Genomic DNA, 18,258 nt, shown 5'->3' with positions numbered 1-18,258 from the left:
CCACCTTTCAGATTACAGCCTTTTTAAGAACGACTAAAGGTTGATTCGGATTTCCTTTTAGGACATTTTCTCCGTGAACTATGACTGATTTGTCGAGAATGGCATAGTTGGTCTGAGCATTGGCATGAATATAGCATTTCGGCATGATGATACTATTTTGGATTCTGCACCCTTCCTCAATTTTCACTCCCCGAAAAACAATGGAGTTTATGACCTCCCCCGCTATTGAGCATCCGCTGGCAATTAAGGAATTGTTGATTTTGGCCCGGGAAGTGTATTTAGTCGGCGGATTGTCCACCACTTTTGTATGTGTGCGATCAACTCCCAACCATAGTTGTTCACGAACGTTTAAGTCCAGCAAATCCATGGTTCGATCAAAATAATCCTTTATGGTGCGAATCGTTCCCACAAACGACCGTGTAGGACTGCCGTAAATCTTCAGAACTTCAAGATTTGCGGCTAAAATTGTGATTAAATCAAGACAGCCATAGGAACTATAGTTTTCAATAATATTCATTAAAAGCTCCCGGCGGATTAGCAAAATATTCACAAATCGGGAATGTCCAAGCCCATCCTCTTGAAGAGGGCTATTTTCTTTGATATTACACACTTTATGATTTTCGTCAAGCTCAAGCAGTGCCGCACTATTTGAGTCAGCCCCGGCTTCAGTGATTACTTTATATATTAAGGTAACATCGGCATGCTTGTCCTTATGAAATTCCAGAGCATCTTTAAAATTAATATTGAATATTTGATCGCCGCTGCTGATGACCACGTTTTCCACAAAATCTTTTTCCAGATATTCCAGGTTATTTTTCAAATCTTTAATACAAAAGGTATGATTCTTTCCTGCCAAGCCATGCATAACTCCGGGTAAAATAAATAACCCACCGTCTTTCCGTTCTAAAAACCAATCTTTTCCGGCCCCCAAGTGATCCAGCAGCGGCCGATATTGGTGAGGGGTCACTATGCCAATGGTCCTGATCCCGGAATTAACCATGCTCGATAACGCAAAATCGAGGATTCGATATCTGCCTCCGAAGGGAACGGCAGCTATGGGTCTTTCTAAAGCCAGCCCCTGCAAGTTATCTGATTCGCTATTAGCAAAAATAATTCCTATCGCATTTGACATCGATTTTCCCCTCCTTTAAATCGCCCGGCTCCTGTAAATATTCATACCGGCATTAATAACAGTACCTTCAGCAATCAGATGATTATCCTCGATAACCGTTATACCATCTTGCGGAGGATCTCCCAGCCCATCTGCACCAATAACACAGTGACTCATGATTTCTGCATTTTCTCCAATAATTGTCCGGCGAACGACCGATCCTTTGTGTACTTTTACATATGGCAAAACAATAGAATCTCTTATTTCTACCCCTTCTCCCACATAGACCCCCGGTGCCAAAATTGAATTAATGACCTTGCCATGCACGATGCACCCATTACAAATCAAACTATTCTCCAGTTCCGCTGTTGACCCTATGAAGTGTGGAGGAAAGATATCTTCATTGGAAAAGATCCGAAACTTCGGATCAAAAAAATTAAGAAAGTGCCCATCTCTTAAAGACTCCATATTCGCTTGATAATAGCTTTCAATAGTACCCACATCCCGCCAGTATCCGTCAAACTTATAGGCATAAACTCGTTTTCCCTGATTCAATTGATGAGGAATAATATTTTTCCCGAAATCATTTTGGGACAAATAATCTCCCTTATCGGCAATTAAAGCTTGCTTAAGGGTGGAACCGTTAAAGATATAGACCCCCATCGAGGCAAGATTACTATCCGGCTGGGTTGGTTTTTCAGTGAATTTCGTAATTCTGGAGTCTTCATCAATGGTTAGAATCCCAAACCGGGAAGCCTCCTCCCACGGTACTTGAATTGTAGCTATGGTAATCTCAGATTTTTTTTCTTTGTGAAACTTGAGCATAAGAGTATAGTCCATTTTATAGACATGGTCTCCAGAAAGAATGATCACGTATTCCGGATCGTAATAATCGATGAACTCATAATTTTGGTACACGGCATTTGCCGTTCCGTTATACCAACTTCCTTCTGTTTCCCCGAGAAAGGGCGGAAGAATATGAACTCCGCCAAAAGGATTATCTAAATCCCACGCAGAACCCAGACCGATATATGAATTCAGGAGAAACGGCTTATATTGAATAAGAACACCGACCGTATTAATGTTTGAATTGGTGCAGTTACTCAACGTAAAGTCAATAATTCGATACTTACCGCAGAAAGAGACTGCTGGTTTAGCACGATTTCTGGTTAAACCGCCTAATCGGCTTCCTTGTCCGCCGGCTAAGAGCATTGCAATACATTCCCGCCTTTTCATATATTATCCCCTTTCTCTTAGTCTCTGTTGACTGCCTGATGGATGGCTTAAATTGAGGAAATACTATTCACCGTACGATATCGGACCTTCCATATCCAATCTGCATATTCCCTGATGGTTCTGTCACTTGAGAAGATCCCTGAACCCGCAATATTGAGCAGCGAATGTTTGTTCCACTCCTTGGGATTCAAGTAAAGGGATTGAAGCTTTTCATGGGTTTGAATATAGGATGGGAAATCCTTCAATATAAAGAATTCGTCATTATAAATCATCAGAGAATCGTATAACGTTCTGAATTCTTCTCCCATATTATCGAAAAATCCGCCATTTAATTGGTCCACACAGGTTCTCAGTTCGGGATGATTGTGGTATTCATCCCATGGCTTATATCCTCCATGCCGGGTGTAATCCAGTACTTGCTCAGCAGTCAGCCCAAAGATGAAAACATTATCCTCTCCCACAGCCTCTCTGATTTCTACATTAGCTCCATCCAGAGTCCCTAAGGTAAGAGCCCCGTTCATCATGAATTTCATATTTCCGGTACCTGAAGCTTCTTTGCTGGCCGTTGATATTTGTTCACTGATGTCAGCCGCCGGATAAATCAATTCTCCTTGGGATACATTGAAATTCTCGATAAAGACAATTTTAAGTTTCTCCCGAACTCTCGGATCCTGTTCTATCTTTTTACTTAAGCAATTAATGAGCTTAATAACGGTTTTGGCATAATGATAGCCGGGAGCTGCTTTTCCGCCGAAGATGAAAGTTTGTGAACCTGTTAACCTATCCGGTTCATTCAGGCACTTATTGTACAAGTGCATAATCTTTAAGACATTAAGCAATTGCCGTTTATAGGCATGAATTCGTTTTACCTGGACATCAAATATGGACTGTGGGTCAAGGACAATCCCATATCCGGAAGTGACCCTCTCAGCCAAGCGGCATTTGTTTTCATACTTTACTTTAGCCAGCTGTTCTAAAAAACTCTGATCATCCTTAAAAGCCTGAAGTTTCTTTAGTTCTCCGGCATCTTCCTTCCAGTTTGGCCCGACCGCCTCTGTGATCAGGTGAGATAACTTGGGATTTGCGGCTAAAAGAAAACGCCTGTGATTCACTCCATTGGTCTTATTATTAAATTTATACCCGAAAACACGGAAGTAGTCTTTAAACACTTCATTTTTTAGAATTTTTGTGTGTAATTGGGCGACCCCATTTACGGAAGAACTGCCGACAATGGCCAGATTAGCCATCCAAACATATCCATCTTTCAAAATATGGGTGTTCTGCACCACTTCCTCATGATCCATAAAACGAGCTGCCAGATCTTCTTTAAACCTTCGGTCGATCTCTTCAATAATCATATAGATCCTGGGCAAAAGAGTTTTGACCATGTCAATCGGCCACTTTTCCATGGCTTCAGGCATAATGGTATGATTGGTAAAGGACATAGTGTTAACCGTGATATTCCAGGCTTCATCCCATCCCATTCCTTCTTCATCAATCAGGATGCGCATCAGTTCAGGGATACACAATACCGGATGAGTATCATTAATATGAACTGAAACACGTCTTGAGAAGTTATGCAGGGAACTTAACCCATTCTTTTTCTTATAACTCCTCACAATGGTTCCTAAACCAGCGGCAACAAAGAAATATTCCTGTCTGAGCCTTAACTCTCTGCCGGCCCGGCTGCTATCGTCCGGATAGAGAATATACGAAATAGCCTCTACTTCTGACCTAAAGCTTGTCGCCTGATTAAACTCTCCCCGATTAAAACAGGCCAAATCCAGTTCACTGCAGGTGGTTTCCGCGCTCCATAACCTTAAGTTGTTAATATAGCTTGGATTGTCGTAGCTCATAATCGGGACATCATAGGGCACAGCCAGGACCGGCTCATAGTTTTCATGGACAAACACGACCCGGCCATCTTTAAGTTCATGCCTCACTGTCCCTTTAAATTTGACGATAACTGCTTTATCCATCTTTCTCATTTCCCAAGGATAACCATTTTTCAGCCAGTTGTCTGCTATCTCAACTTGATTCCCGGATACAATTTTTTGCTCAAACAACCCATACTTATAGCGAATACCATTGCCATGCCCATCAATTCCCAGGAAAGCCATCGAATCGAGAAAACAAGCGGCCAGTCTTCCTAAACCTCCATTACCCAACCCCGGATCTGCTTCCTGCTCCAAGAGATCCTCAAGCTTAATATCCAAGTCTGCCAAACCTTCTCTTACCAGATCCTCTATTTTGAAGTTGACTAAATAATTATGCAGAAGTTTGCCAATTAGAAACTCCATGGAAAAATAGTAGATTTGTTTTCCCTGAGAAATAGAGTTTTTATTGATAGCCCGGTAATAGCTCATTTTTTCTTTGAGCAGCATAACTAAGGCCACAAATTTATCCCAAGGGGTCGCTTCATCGGCTGTAATTCCTTCCCCTGCAATCAGCTTCATTAGATAGGCTTGCTTAAAGCTTTCTTTATCGGTGAACATACCTTTTGTCCCTCCAATTCTTTCCTCTCAAACGTTGGTTTTAAGATTATGATTGCTAAGGGAGCAACCTTGATGGTTAATGAGAACATTTGACCGTGCCAGGCAACCTTTTCGGCTTTGATTAATGATGGATTAATGTGATTGTTCCCCCCGTAAATCCCCTGATCAGAATTAAATAGTTCTTGATAGAGCCCTTTTTGGGGTACTCCCAAACGAAAGTTCTCATAACGATTGGTCTGGAAATTGATCAATATAACAAGGAAATCATCCTTTTCCTGCGCTTTTCGGCAAAATACCAGAATACTTTGCTGATGATTATGGACATCAATCCATTCAAAGCCTGACCAATCCTCTTCGTTTTCCCAAAGGGCTTTTTCTTGACGGTATAATTTATTTAAATCCCGCACAAAGGTTTGAAGCTTCCTGTGCATTTCATACTCTAAAAGAAACCAATCCAGTTCAGCAGACTCATTCCACTCGATAAATTGGGCAAACTCCCCGCCCATAAATAGTAACTTTTTACCCGGGTGGCACATCCAATATCCATAGAGACTTCTCAATCCTGCAAATTTCTGCCAATAATCACCCGGCATTCTATTGATCAATGACCTCTTGCCATGGACCACCTCATCATGGGATAGGGGTAAAATAAAATTTTCCGAAAAAGCGTAGGTCATTGAGAAGGTCAACAATTGATGGTTAGCTTTACGCAAAGGAAAATCCAGGCTCATATAGCGCAAAGTATCGTTCATCCAACCCATATTCCATTTAAAATTATAGCCCAGGCCATTCACGTCCGTCGGATAAGAGACAAGCGGCCATTCCGTCGATTCCTCAGCAATCATAAGTACCTCAGGAAAATAGTCAGAAACGACTTCATTTAGCCTCTGCATAAATGCAACAGCCTGAAGATTCTCCCGGCCTCCATAAATGTTGCGTCTCCAGGAATCGCCTGGCTTTCCGTAGTCAAAATAGAGCATACTGCTTACTCCATCCACCCTTAACCCATCGACGTGAAATATATCCAGCCAAAAAACTGCGTTGGAAATCAGATAGCTCCAAACCTCAGATTTCTCAAAATTAAAATTATAGGTTCCCCATTGTTCATTTCTATCATTTTCATAGAGCGGCGAGCCGTTAAATTCGCCTAAGCCATGAGCATCTTTACAAAAATGACCTGGAACCCAATCTAAAATAACCCCTATACCTGCTTGGTGGCACTGGTCTATAAAAAACATAAAATCCTCTGGAGTCCCGAATCGACTGGTGCATGAGTAATACCCTGTTATTTGATAGCCCCAGGAACCATCGAAGGGGTGTTCGGCAATAGGCATCAATTCAATATGGGTATACCCCATTTTCAGAACATAATCCAGCAGTTCAATTGCCAGCGTTCTCCAATTATAAAAGGTTCCATCCTTTTGCTTTCTCCAGGAGCCGGGATGAACTTCATAGATCAGAAGTGGAGCTTGCTTAACCTTGATTTCTTTTCTGGATTCCATCCACCCTTGATCCTGCCATTGATAACCTGGCAGGTGCCAAACGATCGAGGCAGTAGCCGGCCTTAATTCTGAAAAGAAGGCAAAAGGGTCAGCTTTTAACAACACTTGACCATTCCTGGTATGGATTTCATATTTATAGAACTGCCCTTGGAGATCCTTGGGCACAAAGATGGACCAAACCCCAGTGTTGCCGATTTCAATCATCGAACCAGCGGAGGAACACCAGTTATTAAACTCTCCCACAAGGCAAACCTTAAGCGCTTCAGGTACCCAAACAGCAAAATTTGTCCCGCGGACTGCGCCGCACTCTATAATATGGGCACCCAATATTAAGTAACTGTGATACAGTTCACCCCTGTTAAAAAGGTAAACTTCATCTGGTTCAAGAAAACTCTTTGTGTTCATAGTTTGTTTGCTGCACCTACTTTACCATCCCACTCCTTTACTATTTATTCTCTTAGGCAACTATATTTCCTTTCAAAGTATGGTAAATATTTACTGACAAGTTTCGTTAAAATTCATCATTCTTAGTGTGTATTGATAGCATATGCTGGAGCTGAATAAATGCTCCAAACATTCACTGGGATTATCAACAAAGGGTTTGATCTTTGGGTTTATCTCCTTTAAAGTTTATGAAGGAGATTAAGAATAAGTTGTCGAATATAGTCTTCATATGCGAGTATTCCCAGAGTTATTGCCTTTATAGTTAGCGCAGTAAGGTATTTTTGATAGGGGGTTACTTAGTGTCAAACTTTGTATATTTTATTTCCACAGATAAGATAGGTCATCAGGATCCGGACCTTGGACAAGTATTAATGCGGGACTTTTTTCGTAAGCTTGCTGAAGCCAGCTTAAAACCCACTCATATTTTGTTTATGGAAAGGGGAGTAAAACTACTGCTGCCGGAATTTGAGGCACATGACGCTTTGAAACGGCTCCATGAGGAAGGAATCAAGCTCTTAGCCTGCAAAACCTGTCTTGAGTTTTACGATATCGGGCAAAGGATTGCCTTAGGAGAAGTGACAGACATGCCTTTGCTAATTAAAGCGATGCATGATGCGGATAGAGTTATATCCCTTTAACGCTTATCACCCAGGGGCTGTGATAAAACTTGCTGATGTTTTATCACAGCCCCTTTTTTCGTCTGAATAATCAGGAAAGAAAGGCGTTCTTATCCCACGTTTATGGTGAGAGAAGAACGCCTCTTATTACCCGTACCCACTTTGAATTTTAAGAATTATGTTTCACACAGTCTTTTTACTAATCGAACCTTTCAAGGTTTTATGGATTATCCGGATTATTAAGACCTACTTCTACGAATGGGTATCCATCATCTGCTTCTGTGACAATAGCCGTGAACCTTAGATTCCATCTTCACGAAGGGCGTTCTCCGGTCGATCATAGCCCTCATCACGACTTTGCTTTAAAGCGTTCATTTGGAGCAAGGCCACTGCCAGTAAAATCAAACTACTGCCAAAAATTTGAGTCAGGGATAGTAATTCACCCAGAAAGAAAAAAGCCGATATGGCGCCGACGACAGGTTCGAGCATGCCAATCATCCCCGCGCGAAAAGCGCTCAGATTTTGCAGCCCTCTAATATAAAGTCCAAAAGGCAATACTGTGGCAAACACCGCAATGTAAAGAAATTGAAGCCATTCCAATCCTCCATAGCGCAGGGCAAGAGTCCAGGGAGATTGGTAAAAACACCAGACAAAAGACCCGAAGCCCATCCCCCAGGCCAAAAGTGTCCATGAGTTATAGGTTTTCAGGCCGCGTTTCCCATACATTGAATAGAAAGCAAATGTACAGGCTGCTGCCAGCCCGTATACGACCCCCAGAGGATTCAGACCAAAGCCCGAAGCCGTACCGGCAACAATTAAATACCCGCCGACAATTGAGGCACCCAACGCCGCCAATTTTATCCCTGTGAGGACTTCTGTCCGCAATAATAGCCCAACGATAAGAATGATGATCGGTGCCGTATACTGTAAAAAAAGAGCAGTTGCCACATTCGTTAAACTAAGGGCAAAGAGATAGGTAAATTGAAGCAAACCTAAACCGACGATGCCAAAAATCGCGAGATAGCCCAGGTCGGACCTTCGGACACGCAATAACTCCGGTTTACAGACGGAGAGCACTAAAAATAATAGTACAAAGGATAGTGTCAGCCTCATTTGAGCTACATCAAATGCCGAAACAGCACTATTGAATAAATGTTTAGCTAAGGTTGCGGAAGTCCCCCAAAGTATGGCTGCTCCAGTAACTTGAATTACGCCCAACCAGTGTTTAGGGAGCCGGGCGATTTTAGTTTTTATTAACACAAATTACACTTCCTTAGGTCTTATTGCACGCTTCATAATTAAATATCCGCAACTATTCTTAGTTCAACAAATAAAGGAGCATTCGTCAATACGAAAGGCTCCTTTAGCGGCTATGTCTACTATATTGAAAAATAACTCAACTTAACGGTTAAAGCAAGTTGATAATCTCACCTTGCAGCGCTTTTTCAATATTAGCTTTAGTCACAGTCTGATGTGAGGCATGCCACAAAACCTTCTGCTTACTTATAAGCAACGCCTGAGGAGATTGATGTTTAACCCCTAAATTATCTGCGGCCTGGTTAGAAACCGGTCGGGATTCAATCACTTTAATCATGGCCACGAGAATCTCATCCGTGCTTTCCCGGATAAAATCCTCCACCTCCTGCCAGGCTCGTGCACTGACAGGACAGGCAGTACTATGCTTAAAGATGATAATTTTGCGCCGATGGGATTCCTCCAGAATTTCTTCTAAATCTTGGATAACATAAAGTTCCTTGAACTCTGCCATGATTAGCACATCCTTTCAATTAATCCAAGTTTACTGCACCCATTGCTTGTCAGCAGGCGCTGTTCCACTAGTTCCTTTTTAAATGCTGCCAGCGGCAAAGTATATTATCGAAAAAATCTACGACGATAAATAGTCCGACTCCAAGTAAGGCCATCATAATAATTCCGGCAAACATCTCATCAGGTGCCGCCCGGCTCCAAGAATCCATAATAAAATATCCTAAACCTTCGGTGGTGGCAAATGACTCGGCAAAGAACAGAACTGCAATGGCTGTTCCCATGCTCAAGCGCAGAGAGGTTAAGACATCCGGCAAACTCGCTGGTAAGAGGACGTATCGATAGACTTGCAGCCGATTTCCGCCTAAAGAACGCAGGGAGGAAATTGTTTCCGACTGAACCTTACGAGCGGCATCCCGGGTTGTAACTAATATCTGAAAAAAGACAATAAAGGTGATCAGGAAAATCTTGGAACCATCTCCTAAACCCAGAAACAAGAGGATCAAAGGAAGAAAGACAATCTTGGGGATAGGATAGGTTATATAAACTAAAGGGGCAAGAAAGCGATCTATTCTCCGTTCATAACCCATGATTAATCCCAGAGGGAGTCCAATCAGCAACGCTGCGAAGGTAGAAATGACAACACGATAAGTGCTGACCCAAAAATGTCTCCCGAGATCCGCTTCAAATAAACGAAGGGTGGCCAATATAGCGGCCTTCGGTGTCGGTAAAAGGGGATTCTTAAGGCTCCAGGCAGCATAGTGCCAAAGGGCCAGTAAAAACAACATAGCCCCTAAGTAGCCCCAGAACTTGCCCCGGGATAATCTACTTCGCTGATTCATCAAGTCCGCCCCTTTCTAGAAGTGAACGGACATAGCTGGTTTTCTGAAAGAATTCTTCTGTCTGGCGATATCCTTTTTCCCCAACCATGGGATTATGGATTTCACCTACAACACGAGTCGGTCTGCCGTCCAGAAGCACCAAAATACGGCTGCCAAGAAAAACAGCCTCTTCTATACTATGGGTTACCAGAACCGTCGTCAAGTTCCGTTCCTGCCAAATTTCCAACAGCAGTTTCTGCAGCCGTTCACGAGTCAAGGCATCCAAGGCTGACAAAGGCTCATCCATTAAGAGTAAATCCGGCTGTAAGGTCAGAGCCCTGGCCAAGGCCACTCTCTGTCTTTGTCCTCCGCTCAGCTGACTGGGAAAGTTATACTTTACTTCCCCTAATCTCATTTTCTGAATCATTTCTTCAGCTGCCGACTTGCACTTTGCCCTGCTCATATGCCTGACCCGCAAGCCCAAACTAACATTTTGCTCAACATTCAGCCAAGGAAAGAGTCCATATTCTTGCAGGATAATGGCTGATTTCTGGCGAGTCCCCTTGACCGGCTCACCCCAAATCTTAACCTGTCCTCCTGTAGGCTGCAATAAACCGGCTAAAAGATAGAGCAGAGTGCTCTTGCCACAGCCTGAAGGGCCTATTAAAACTAAACTTTCGCCTTGTTCTATCTTTAAACTAAAATCGTCATAGACCTTGACCTGTGACGTTCCTTGCTTATAGGACAGATTACAGTGGGAAACTTCAATCACAGGTTATTCTCTCCTTTTTACAGATATCCCTCCCGGATATCAACATTTCATGTTAAGGCTGACAATCACCCGACCCGATTTGCAGACTTCGAAGATCGGACTAGGATTCCGGCAGAAGATCAGGATCTACTAACTCTTGGTAGTCATAAGCTTGGGGAATAAGGTTTTTTTCAACCATCCATTTCATGACACTCTTAACATCTTCTTCGGCTGGAAGCTGTAGTTTAGAAAAGGTCGGAGTTTCGTAGCTTTCCTTTAAATCCGGAGGAATTTGTGCCTTTTCCAAGAACAGGTCCCGATATTGATCAGGCTTATTGGTCAGTGCTTGTCCGGCTGTGCCATAGGCCCGGACGACCGCTTTAATTCCCTCCGGGTTCTCTTTAATGCTTTCGGCACGGAATAAGAAAACCGTTTGGGAAATATTCTTGTAAGTATCATCCACAAGTACATGAGCACCTTTTGCTTCTGCAAGGGAAGCTAAAGGATCTGGCAGGCAAGCCGTATTGATCTGATCCGAAAGCAACATATCTAAACGCACCGGCATTTTAGGAATCGATATCTTCGTCACATCTTCCAGCTTTAACCCTTTATCAAGGAGCATTTGATCACTAACGTAATCAATAATTGAATTCTGAGATATCCCCAGTGATCCTCCTTTTAAACCTGCCATATCGCTGATACCCGACTTAGGGGAGGACAAAACAGCAAAACGCCCCTCTTTTGGGGTTGCTCCCAATCCGATCGAAGCAATCTTGACATCCGTACCGATTTTCTTTAACAAGGCTACTGCTACTAAATCCGCAACTTGTCCGTCAATTTGTCCTGCTTGCAGTGCCGCATCCCGTTCCATGGCACTGGCGAAACTGATCAGCTCGACTTTGACCCCTTCTTTAGCATAGATTTCATCCTTTTCCGCAACATAGAACGGCAAATTATCTTCAATCGGCAAGACTCCGATCTTGACTGCTTTACCCTCTGTCTTTGTTGGTTGACTATCCGAAGTTTTTTGTGACCCGCAGCCAGACATAAAGATTACCAAACTAAGTACAAGAAACACCATACTTAATCCCAGATATTTTTTCCTCATTTACATTCGACACTCCTATCCTGCACTTTCCTATTTTATGATGTAATTTCAGTTATTCGACAAAGAATTTAGTTATCCCTTTTTCTAATTAGCTTGAAGACCTAGTTTTTAATCCCGGCCCTGGTCTTTGTCGTTTCCTTTATTATTCTTCTTATCGTTTCCGTTGCCCCCGCCCTCATCATCGTCCTCATACTCATACCGATCAGTATCAATTCCCTTAGGATAAAAATTCTCTTGATACCACTTGTACAATTTATTGGACAGCTTATTCTGTTCGATGTATTCCTGAGGAATCTCAAAGGGGACTACAGGAGCGGATTTAAGAGCGCGGGCTAAGATCTCATGAAAGACCACGGCCGGCTCAGATCCCCCCGCTGTTGTAAGATAGTGATCACGGTCAGTGTTATCATAACCCATCCACACAGCAGCCGTGAGTTCAGGGGTATAGCCGACAAACCAAACGTCTTTGACCCCTTTGCTTATTCCGGCAAACTCCTGGACGGGAGGAAGCTCTACAGAACCGGTCTTGCCTGCTGTAGGCCGGGTAAGACTGGCATTCTTCCCGGTTCCATTAGTGACAACATCCTGCAGCATGAGAGTCATCATATAGGCTACACTTGGAGTAGTCACTTGAACCGCCTCCGGCTGGGCTTGAAATAATACACGCCCATCTTTCGCAGTAATCTTACTAATGGCATAGGCCTTATTCATAACTCCAAGATTGGCAAACACTCCATAGGCTTGCGCCATTTGCAGCGGTGTAGCCCCTTTAGACAGACCCCCTAAGGCCAGACTAAGGGTATGATCCTCTTTTTCCAAGGGGATTCCACTCCGTTCAGTAAAATCAACACCGCTTTCGACGCCTATTTCATGAAGCAGCCAAACTGCAGGAACATTCCAGGATTGACGGACGGCCTCTTGCATGGTGATATATCCGCGGTATTGATTGTCATAATTTTGGGGAGCGTAACCATTGATATTTAAGGGATGGTCGCTGACCATGGAATTCGGGGTATAACCTTTTTCTAAGGCTGGAGCATAAACTGACAAGGGTTTCAAGGAAGAACCCGGCTGGCGTTCAAGTTGGGCTGATGTCGCATGGTTTAATCCACGGTATACTCTTTCTCCGCGGTATCCTACTAATCCCCTGATACCTCCTGTCTTGTGATCAAGGATCACAACTCCGCTTTGGACAATTTGGTCGGCTGTTCCCTTAGGAAAATAATGGCTTTCTGCGTAGACATCTTCAGCCGCTTCTTGTACCAATGGGTCCATTTGGGTATAAATTTGCAGTCCGCCGTTTAAAATTTGTTCTTCGGTAAAGCCGATACGATCGATTGCCTCTTCTATGACATAATCCACATAGGGAGCATATTGACCCGTCAGATTGTTTTGAGATTCTTTTTTTAAAACAATCGGTTCAAGTATGGCTTTTTGATACTCGGCAGAAGTAATGTAATTCTGTTCTTCCATCAACCCAAGGACAAGATTTCGCCTCTCTAAGGATTTTTCCTTATTGCTCAGCGGGGAATAAATCGTCGGAGCTTTGAGCAAACCGGCAAGCAAAGCGGATTCTTCTAAGGTTAGATTCTCAGCCTCTTTATCAAAATAGAGTCTCGCCGCATTTTGCAGTCCCCAGCGTCCTTCACCAAAGTAGATTCGATTAAGATAGGCTGCCAGAATTTCATCCTTGTCAAGAACCGCCTCGATCTTTAAGGCATAGGCAGCTTCTTTTAGTTTGCGGGCCAGAGTTTTATCCGAAGCTAAGAAAAGATTTTTGGCCAACTGCTGGGTGATCGTGCTCCCCCCTTCGGAATAGTCGCCCGATATCACATCCCGGTAGAGAGCACGCAGGATAGAGCGCAGATCGACCCCTTTATGCTCGTAATACCGGCGGTCTTCGACCGCAATAATGGCATTTTTCATAATAAGGGGGATTTGCTGTCCGGAAACAGGTTCAATTTTTGAGGATGACAGTTGGGAAATCCGGTTGCCGTTTTGGTCGTAAAGATAAGAGGGCTGAGCCAGAGGCGTCTGTAATTTGCTGATATCTAAGGAGGAAATGTAAATCGTAACTCCGCCGCTGGTAATAATGATCAATATTAGAACGATAATACCTAGCCGGCTCCAAAACTTAGGCTTTTTCCAAGGTTTGAAGTTCTTCAATAAGCGAAGAATTTTAGATAAAAACCCTCTCAGTTTCGATTGTGCCAGTTGAGTGGTGTTTGTTTTTTCCACTGCGCTTCCCCCCTTCTATTTCGTTTTCTAAACAGCAATTTTCATTATTATTGTACCACAGGAAAACAACTCCCACAGCAGAAAATCCTCCAGATTTTCCCTTTAGGTCCACGGCAAAGCCCTCCCTAAGCAGAAGTTTCTGCCGAAGGAGGGCTCTGGATGGGGGGCGCATTTCATTGGAAGGTGACTGAAGGCTTTTCCGGATTGAGACAAGGAGCTGAGTGTCGGAGAGGACATTTAATGAACTGAGGAATTTACCGGCCGGATGATTTTCGAAGCGGGAGATATGACAGCCAAAATCCCTCCTGCAATAACAAAAATCCCTCCTACTACCTGCCAAAGAGTAAGGTGTTCTTGAAATATAATTACAGCTAAAATTACGGTCATTACGGGTTCTGTAGTGCTGATAATTGATGCGGATGTTGCGCCGACACGCTTAATACCTTCGAAAAACGTCAGCATTGCAATAATGGTTGAAACAGCAATCCCAACGATCCCCATCCAAGTGCCCCAGGAAAGATTCCAAGTCATCCCGCTGACTTGGAAACCAATCACTCCATATGTAAGTGCGGCAGACGTAGAAATAGCAGCGGTACTTACTAAAGGTGAAATTGTCTTTAACACTTTATTTCCTGCGAGAATATAGATTGCATAGACAAAGGCAGCCCCAAGGGCCAGCAGAACCCCCAGAATATTGATCCCCTGAAAGGCTACTCCCAAAACCAAAACTAATCCAAACGTTGCGATGATTAATCCTGCAAATTTAAACCTCGAAAACATTTCTTGTTTGGTTAATACGGCCAGTACAGTAACAATAATGGGATAAGCATAAAGAAGCAAAGCAGCTAAAGAGGCGGGAATATATAACACTGAAGATATGTACAGACCAGCCATCATAGAATATGCCACCCCGCCCATAAGCCACAATGAAAGCCAGGATTTCAAGGATAAGCGTGGAAATCCTTCTCTCCATATGGTTATCGCCCATAGCGTAAGGGCTGAAATGCCGAATCTAAATAATAAAACCGTAGATAGACCCGCCCCCCCGGCAAAGACCACTTTTCCCAGAATTGGGTAGACACTAAACCAAAAGGCCGAGATTAGGATTAATAGTACGGCAACGGAATTATCTTGTTTGTTACTCATTATTCTTTCCTCTGCAGTTTTTTTCAAATGTAAATACTCACAAATCATTCCTCTATTATCATGGAAACCCATGTTTCTGTCAATCAATTCTTGTGTAAGAAAACCTGACTTCCAGCCACCGTATACAACGAGAAGGGACCAGGCTTTACTTAGCGGCCTAATCCCTAATTCACTTTGACCTGAAACCAGACCAAGAATCACTTTTTGGAGTGAAGTTCGCCTTATATCCTTGGGGGAAGAATCTTAAGTCTCGGCTTTTGCTGAAGGGGTTTACTTAATGCTGCTTATGGCGTTTTCTGCAAATTTTGTTGTTACTACGTTTTCATAAGGAGCAATCTTGTTTAGTTCTCCCGCATCCTTCATAATTTGCTGCAGAAGATAAAAATCGTTTTGAGTCAGGACAGGATCTTTCTTCCAGGAATCCTGCTCTTTATAACGTTTAACTGCACTTACAAGAATCTGATCGTTTTCATCCGGGAATTGGAGCTTTATAGCCATGGCAATTTCCTCAGGTGTGTGACTGGCTACCCATTGCTGACCTTTATAGACAGCATTGGTAAACTTCTGAATGAGCTCCGGATTATTCTCAATCATGCTCTTTTTAGCAAAATAGGCTGTATAAGGGATCTCACCGCTATTCTCACCTAAGGATGCTACGATATAAGCCTTACCCTCTTTTTCCATACTTGATGCGGTAGGTTCAAAGATAATCACATAATCCCCTTGTCCGCCGATAAAGGCACCCGGCATAGCAGCAAATTGCATTGTGGTATCGATGGAGACATCTTTGCCAACCGTAAGACCGTTTTTACTCAAAACATACTGAAGAACAATAGCGGGCATTCCTCCCTTTCGTCCGCCAATAATATTCAAACCTTTCAGATCGCTCCATTGAAAATCAGGATCAGGGGCTCTGCCCATCAAAAAGGTTCCATCTCCGTTGGTCAGCTGAGCAAAGACGACAGCGTTATCCTCTTTACCTTCATTGTAGACATAAACACTTGCCTCAGGTCCGGCAAAACCAATGTCAGCCTGCCCCGAAAGCACGGCAGTCATAACTTTGTCTGCGCCTTGCCCATTAGAAAGCTCAACGTCAAGTCCTTCTTCTTTAAAAAAGCCTTTACTTAAGGCTACATACTGCGGTGCGTAAAAGATAGAATGGGTAACCTCTGACAGTTTAACCTTTGTAAGCTCAGGTTGTTGACTGCTGCAGCCTGACAGCACTAAAGAAGCAGCCAGAATCAGCGCAATAAGTACGGGCATAAACCTTTTCTTCATCATGAGTATCCTCCTTCAATTCTTACTAATTTTACATGTGGATATAAGTAACACGGCTTGCTCAAAGCTTATTTTTCACGAGCACTTTTTCAAGGCAAACCACCCCCTGATACATCACTGTAGCCGCTATGCCCAGAATAATGACACTGGTCATGACCAGGTCCAATTTAAAGACTTGCCCCCCATAAACAATGAGGTAGCCTAAGCCTGCCTTAGATACTAAGAACTCTCCTACAATAACCCCTACCCATGACAATCCGACATTGATTTTAAGGGCACTAATAATTGTCGGGTATGAGGCGGGAAGCAGAACCTTTGTAAGAACTTGAAGTTTTGTGCCGCCAAAGGTTCGGACGAGTTTGATTTTTTCTTGGTCCGTGGTTAAGAATCCGTTTAAAACTTCTAATACCGTAACAATCAGAGAAATAGCTAAGGTCATAACAATGATGGCCGCAGGGCCTGCACCAATCCACACAATAAAAACAGGTCCAAGGGCAATTTTAGGCAAACTGTTAAGAACCACTAAATAGGGCTCCAGAACTTTACATAAAAACTCAGACCACCATAGCATTATCGCAATAATTGTTCCTACTATTGTCCCTAAGACAAAACCAACGAAAGCTTCGAGACAAGTAATTCCAATGTGGTAAAACAGCATTCCATCTTGATATAAATTAAGCATGGTTGCCAAAACTCTGGAGGGCTGGCTTGTGATAAAAGGATCGACGATTTTTGCATTGGCACATAGTTCCCAAAGGAAGAAAGCAATGCCAAAAATTAATATTTGAATGACCTTAACAGATATTTTTTCCATCCTGACCCTATGCAAATAATCTTTATGTTCTTGAGAAATCTCCGGGTTCTGAGCCATGTGAGAACTATGATCGTATTTTTGCTTAGACATGGACATCAAGCCCCTTCCATATCTCTTGAAAATAAGGCATGAACTCTGGTGTCTCCCGAGAAGATATAGGAGTCCTTTTATCACAGCTCAGTTTAATATCGTAGATATTTTTGACTGTTCCAGGCCGCTTCGATAATAAAATAACTCGGTCCGCCATGCTGATACTCTCAGCAATATCATGGGTAACCAATAGTGCCGTCTTATTTTCTTTTTTGATAATGCCGTAGATATCATCATTGACGACCAGCCTGGTTTGGTAATCCAAGGCCGAAAAGGCCTCATCTAATAAAAGAATCTGAGGGTCCGTTACAAGGGTCCTGATCAGGGCGGCTCTTTGTCTCATTCCGCCCGAAAGCTGATTGGGATATTTATCTTTAAACTCGTACAGACCATATGTTTTAAGAAGATGAGCAGCACGTTCCTTGGACTCTTTTGTGACACTTTTTCGTATTTCTAAACCGAGCATGACATTTTGATAAATAGTCCTCCAGCCAAAGAGATGATCCTTTTGCAGCATATATCCTATTTTCGGAGATGTCCCCGTAACCTTTTCTCCGGATAATAAAACCGTACCGGAGGTTGAAAAAATAAGCCCGGATATAATCGATAATAGGGTGGATTTGCCACACCCGCTTGGACCGACTATACTGACAAACTCTCCATCGTGCACTGTAAAGTTAATATCTTCGAGGGCGATTATTTCTCCGTTAAGGGACTGATATTTCATTCCTACATTTTGAACTTCGACGACAGGTTTCAATGGCATCCCCCCCAAACACATCTCAATTTCTAATAGTGTATTGGGCAGGATCTTAATCGGTGAGCAATTCGTAAATTTTCCAA

Annotated in this window: 15 protein-coding genes; 1 reads left to right on the top strand and 14 read right to left on the bottom strand. The window is 43.0% G+C overall.

Annotation, left to right across the window (positions count from 1 at the left end):
• Window positions 1-7: 7 nt before the first annotated feature.
• From glgD to glgB, 4 genes are read right to left on the bottom strand one after another with little or no spacing between them, the layout of a single operon-like run.
• Complete coding sequence (gene glgD, locus DESYODRAFT_RS10820; RefSeq protein WP_007782940.1) at window positions 8-1,132, bottom strand: glucose-1-phosphate adenylyltransferase subunit GlgD; 1,125 nt, start codon at window positions 1,130-1,132, stop codon at window positions 8-10.
• 15 nt (window positions 1,133-1,147) lie between these two features.
• Window positions 1,148-2,347: a glucose-1-phosphate adenylyltransferase gene (locus tag DESYODRAFT_RS10815; protein WP_007782939.1), complete on the bottom strand. Its 1,200-nt coding sequence runs from the start codon at window positions 2,345-2,347 to the stop codon at window positions 1,148-1,150.
• A gap of 47 nt (window positions 2,348-2,394) precedes the next feature.
• Window positions 2,395-4,842, bottom strand: a complete 2,448-nt coding sequence (locus DESYODRAFT_RS10810) for a glycogen/starch/alpha-glucan phosphorylase (protein WP_007782938.1) — start codon at window positions 4,840-4,842, stop codon at window positions 2,395-2,397.
• A complete protein-coding gene (gene glgB, locus DESYODRAFT_RS10805) occupies window positions 4,803-6,749 on the bottom strand; it encodes a 1,4-alpha-glucan branching protein GlgB (protein WP_007782936.1) in 1,947 nt (648 codons plus the stop codon). The genes DESYODRAFT_RS10810 and glgB overlap by 40 nt, the downstream gene beginning before the upstream one ends.
• 338 nt (window positions 6,750-7,087) lie before the next feature.
• Between glgB and DESYODRAFT_RS10800 the strand changes: the two genes are divergently transcribed.
• Window positions 7,088-7,426, top strand: a complete 339-nt coding sequence (locus tag DESYODRAFT_RS10800; RefSeq protein WP_007782934.1) for a DsrE family protein — start codon at window positions 7,088-7,090, stop codon at window positions 7,424-7,426.
• 279 nt (window positions 7,427-7,705) lie between these two features.
• Here DESYODRAFT_RS10800 and DESYODRAFT_RS10795 read toward each other — a convergent pair whose 3' ends face one another.
• The 10 genes from DESYODRAFT_RS10795 to DESYODRAFT_RS10750 all read right to left on the bottom strand — a co-directional run bounded on the left by DESYODRAFT_RS10795 (window position 7,706) and on the right by DESYODRAFT_RS10750 (window position 18,175).
• Window positions 7,706-8,665 carry an EamA family transporter gene (locus DESYODRAFT_RS10795; protein ID WP_007782933.1) on the bottom strand — a complete coding sequence of 320 codons (960 nt, stop codon included), beginning with the start codon at window positions 8,663-8,665 and terminating at the stop codon, window positions 7,706-7,708.
• Window positions 8,666-8,813: 148 nt separating this feature from the next.
• A complete protein-coding gene (gene ytxJ / locus DESYODRAFT_RS10790; RefSeq protein WP_007782932.1) occupies window positions 8,814-9,173 on the bottom strand; it encodes a bacillithiol system redox-active protein YtxJ in 360 nt (119 codons plus the stop codon).
• Window positions 9,174-9,240: 67 nt separating this feature from the next.
• On the bottom strand, window positions 9,241-10,011 hold the full coding sequence (locus DESYODRAFT_RS10785; RefSeq protein ID WP_007782930.1) for an ABC transporter permease: 771 nt from the start codon (window positions 10,009-10,011) through the stop codon (window positions 9,241-9,243).
• Window positions 9,995-10,762, bottom strand: a complete 768-nt coding sequence (locus DESYODRAFT_RS10780) for an ABC transporter ATP-binding protein (protein WP_007782928.1) — start codon at window positions 10,760-10,762, stop codon at window positions 9,995-9,997. Before DESYODRAFT_RS10780 ends, DESYODRAFT_RS10785 begins: the two co-directional genes overlap by 17 nt.
• 100 nt (window positions 10,763-10,862) lie before the next feature.
• Complete coding sequence (locus tag DESYODRAFT_RS10775; RefSeq protein ID WP_007782924.1) at window positions 10,863-11,849, bottom strand: ABC transporter substrate-binding protein; 987 nt, start codon at window positions 11,847-11,849, stop codon at window positions 10,863-10,865.
• A 108-nt stretch (window positions 11,850-11,957) separates the two neighbouring features.
• Window positions 11,958-14,087 (bottom strand): transglycosylase domain-containing protein, encoded by a 2,130-nt coding sequence (locus DESYODRAFT_RS10770; protein ID WP_007782921.1) that lies wholly within the window; start codon window positions 14,085-14,087, stop codon window positions 11,958-11,960.
• 237 nt (window positions 14,088-14,324) lie between these two features.
• Window positions 14,325-15,233, bottom strand: coding sequence for an EamA family transporter (locus tag DESYODRAFT_RS10765; RefSeq protein ID WP_042339602.1), 909 nt, complete (start codon window positions 15,231-15,233; stop codon window positions 14,325-14,327).
• 270 nt (window positions 15,234-15,503) lie between these two features.
• On the bottom strand, window positions 15,504-16,511 hold the full coding sequence (locus DESYODRAFT_RS10760) for an ABC transporter substrate-binding protein (RefSeq protein ID WP_007782915.1): 1,008 nt from the start codon (window positions 16,509-16,511) through the stop codon (window positions 15,504-15,506).
• A gap of 61 nt (window positions 16,512-16,572) precedes the next feature.
• On the bottom strand, window positions 16,573-17,415 hold the full coding sequence (locus DESYODRAFT_RS10755; RefSeq protein WP_007782913.1) for an ABC transporter permease: 843 nt from the start codon (window positions 17,413-17,415) through the stop codon (window positions 16,573-16,575).
• Window positions 17,408-18,175, bottom strand: a complete 768-nt coding sequence (locus DESYODRAFT_RS10750; RefSeq protein ID WP_007782910.1) for an ABC transporter ATP-binding protein — start codon at window positions 18,173-18,175, stop codon at window positions 17,408-17,410. The genes DESYODRAFT_RS10755 and DESYODRAFT_RS10750 overlap by 8 nt, the downstream gene beginning before the upstream one ends.
• Window positions 18,176-18,258: the final 83 nt, after the last annotated feature.

Source organism: Desulfosporosinus youngiae DSM 17734 (assembly GCF_000244895.1).
Lineage (GTDB): Bacteria > Bacillota > Desulfitobacteriia > Desulfitobacteriales > Desulfitobacteriaceae > Desulfosporosinus > Desulfosporosinus youngiae.
This window is presented reverse-complemented; position numbering and strand designations above follow the sequence as displayed.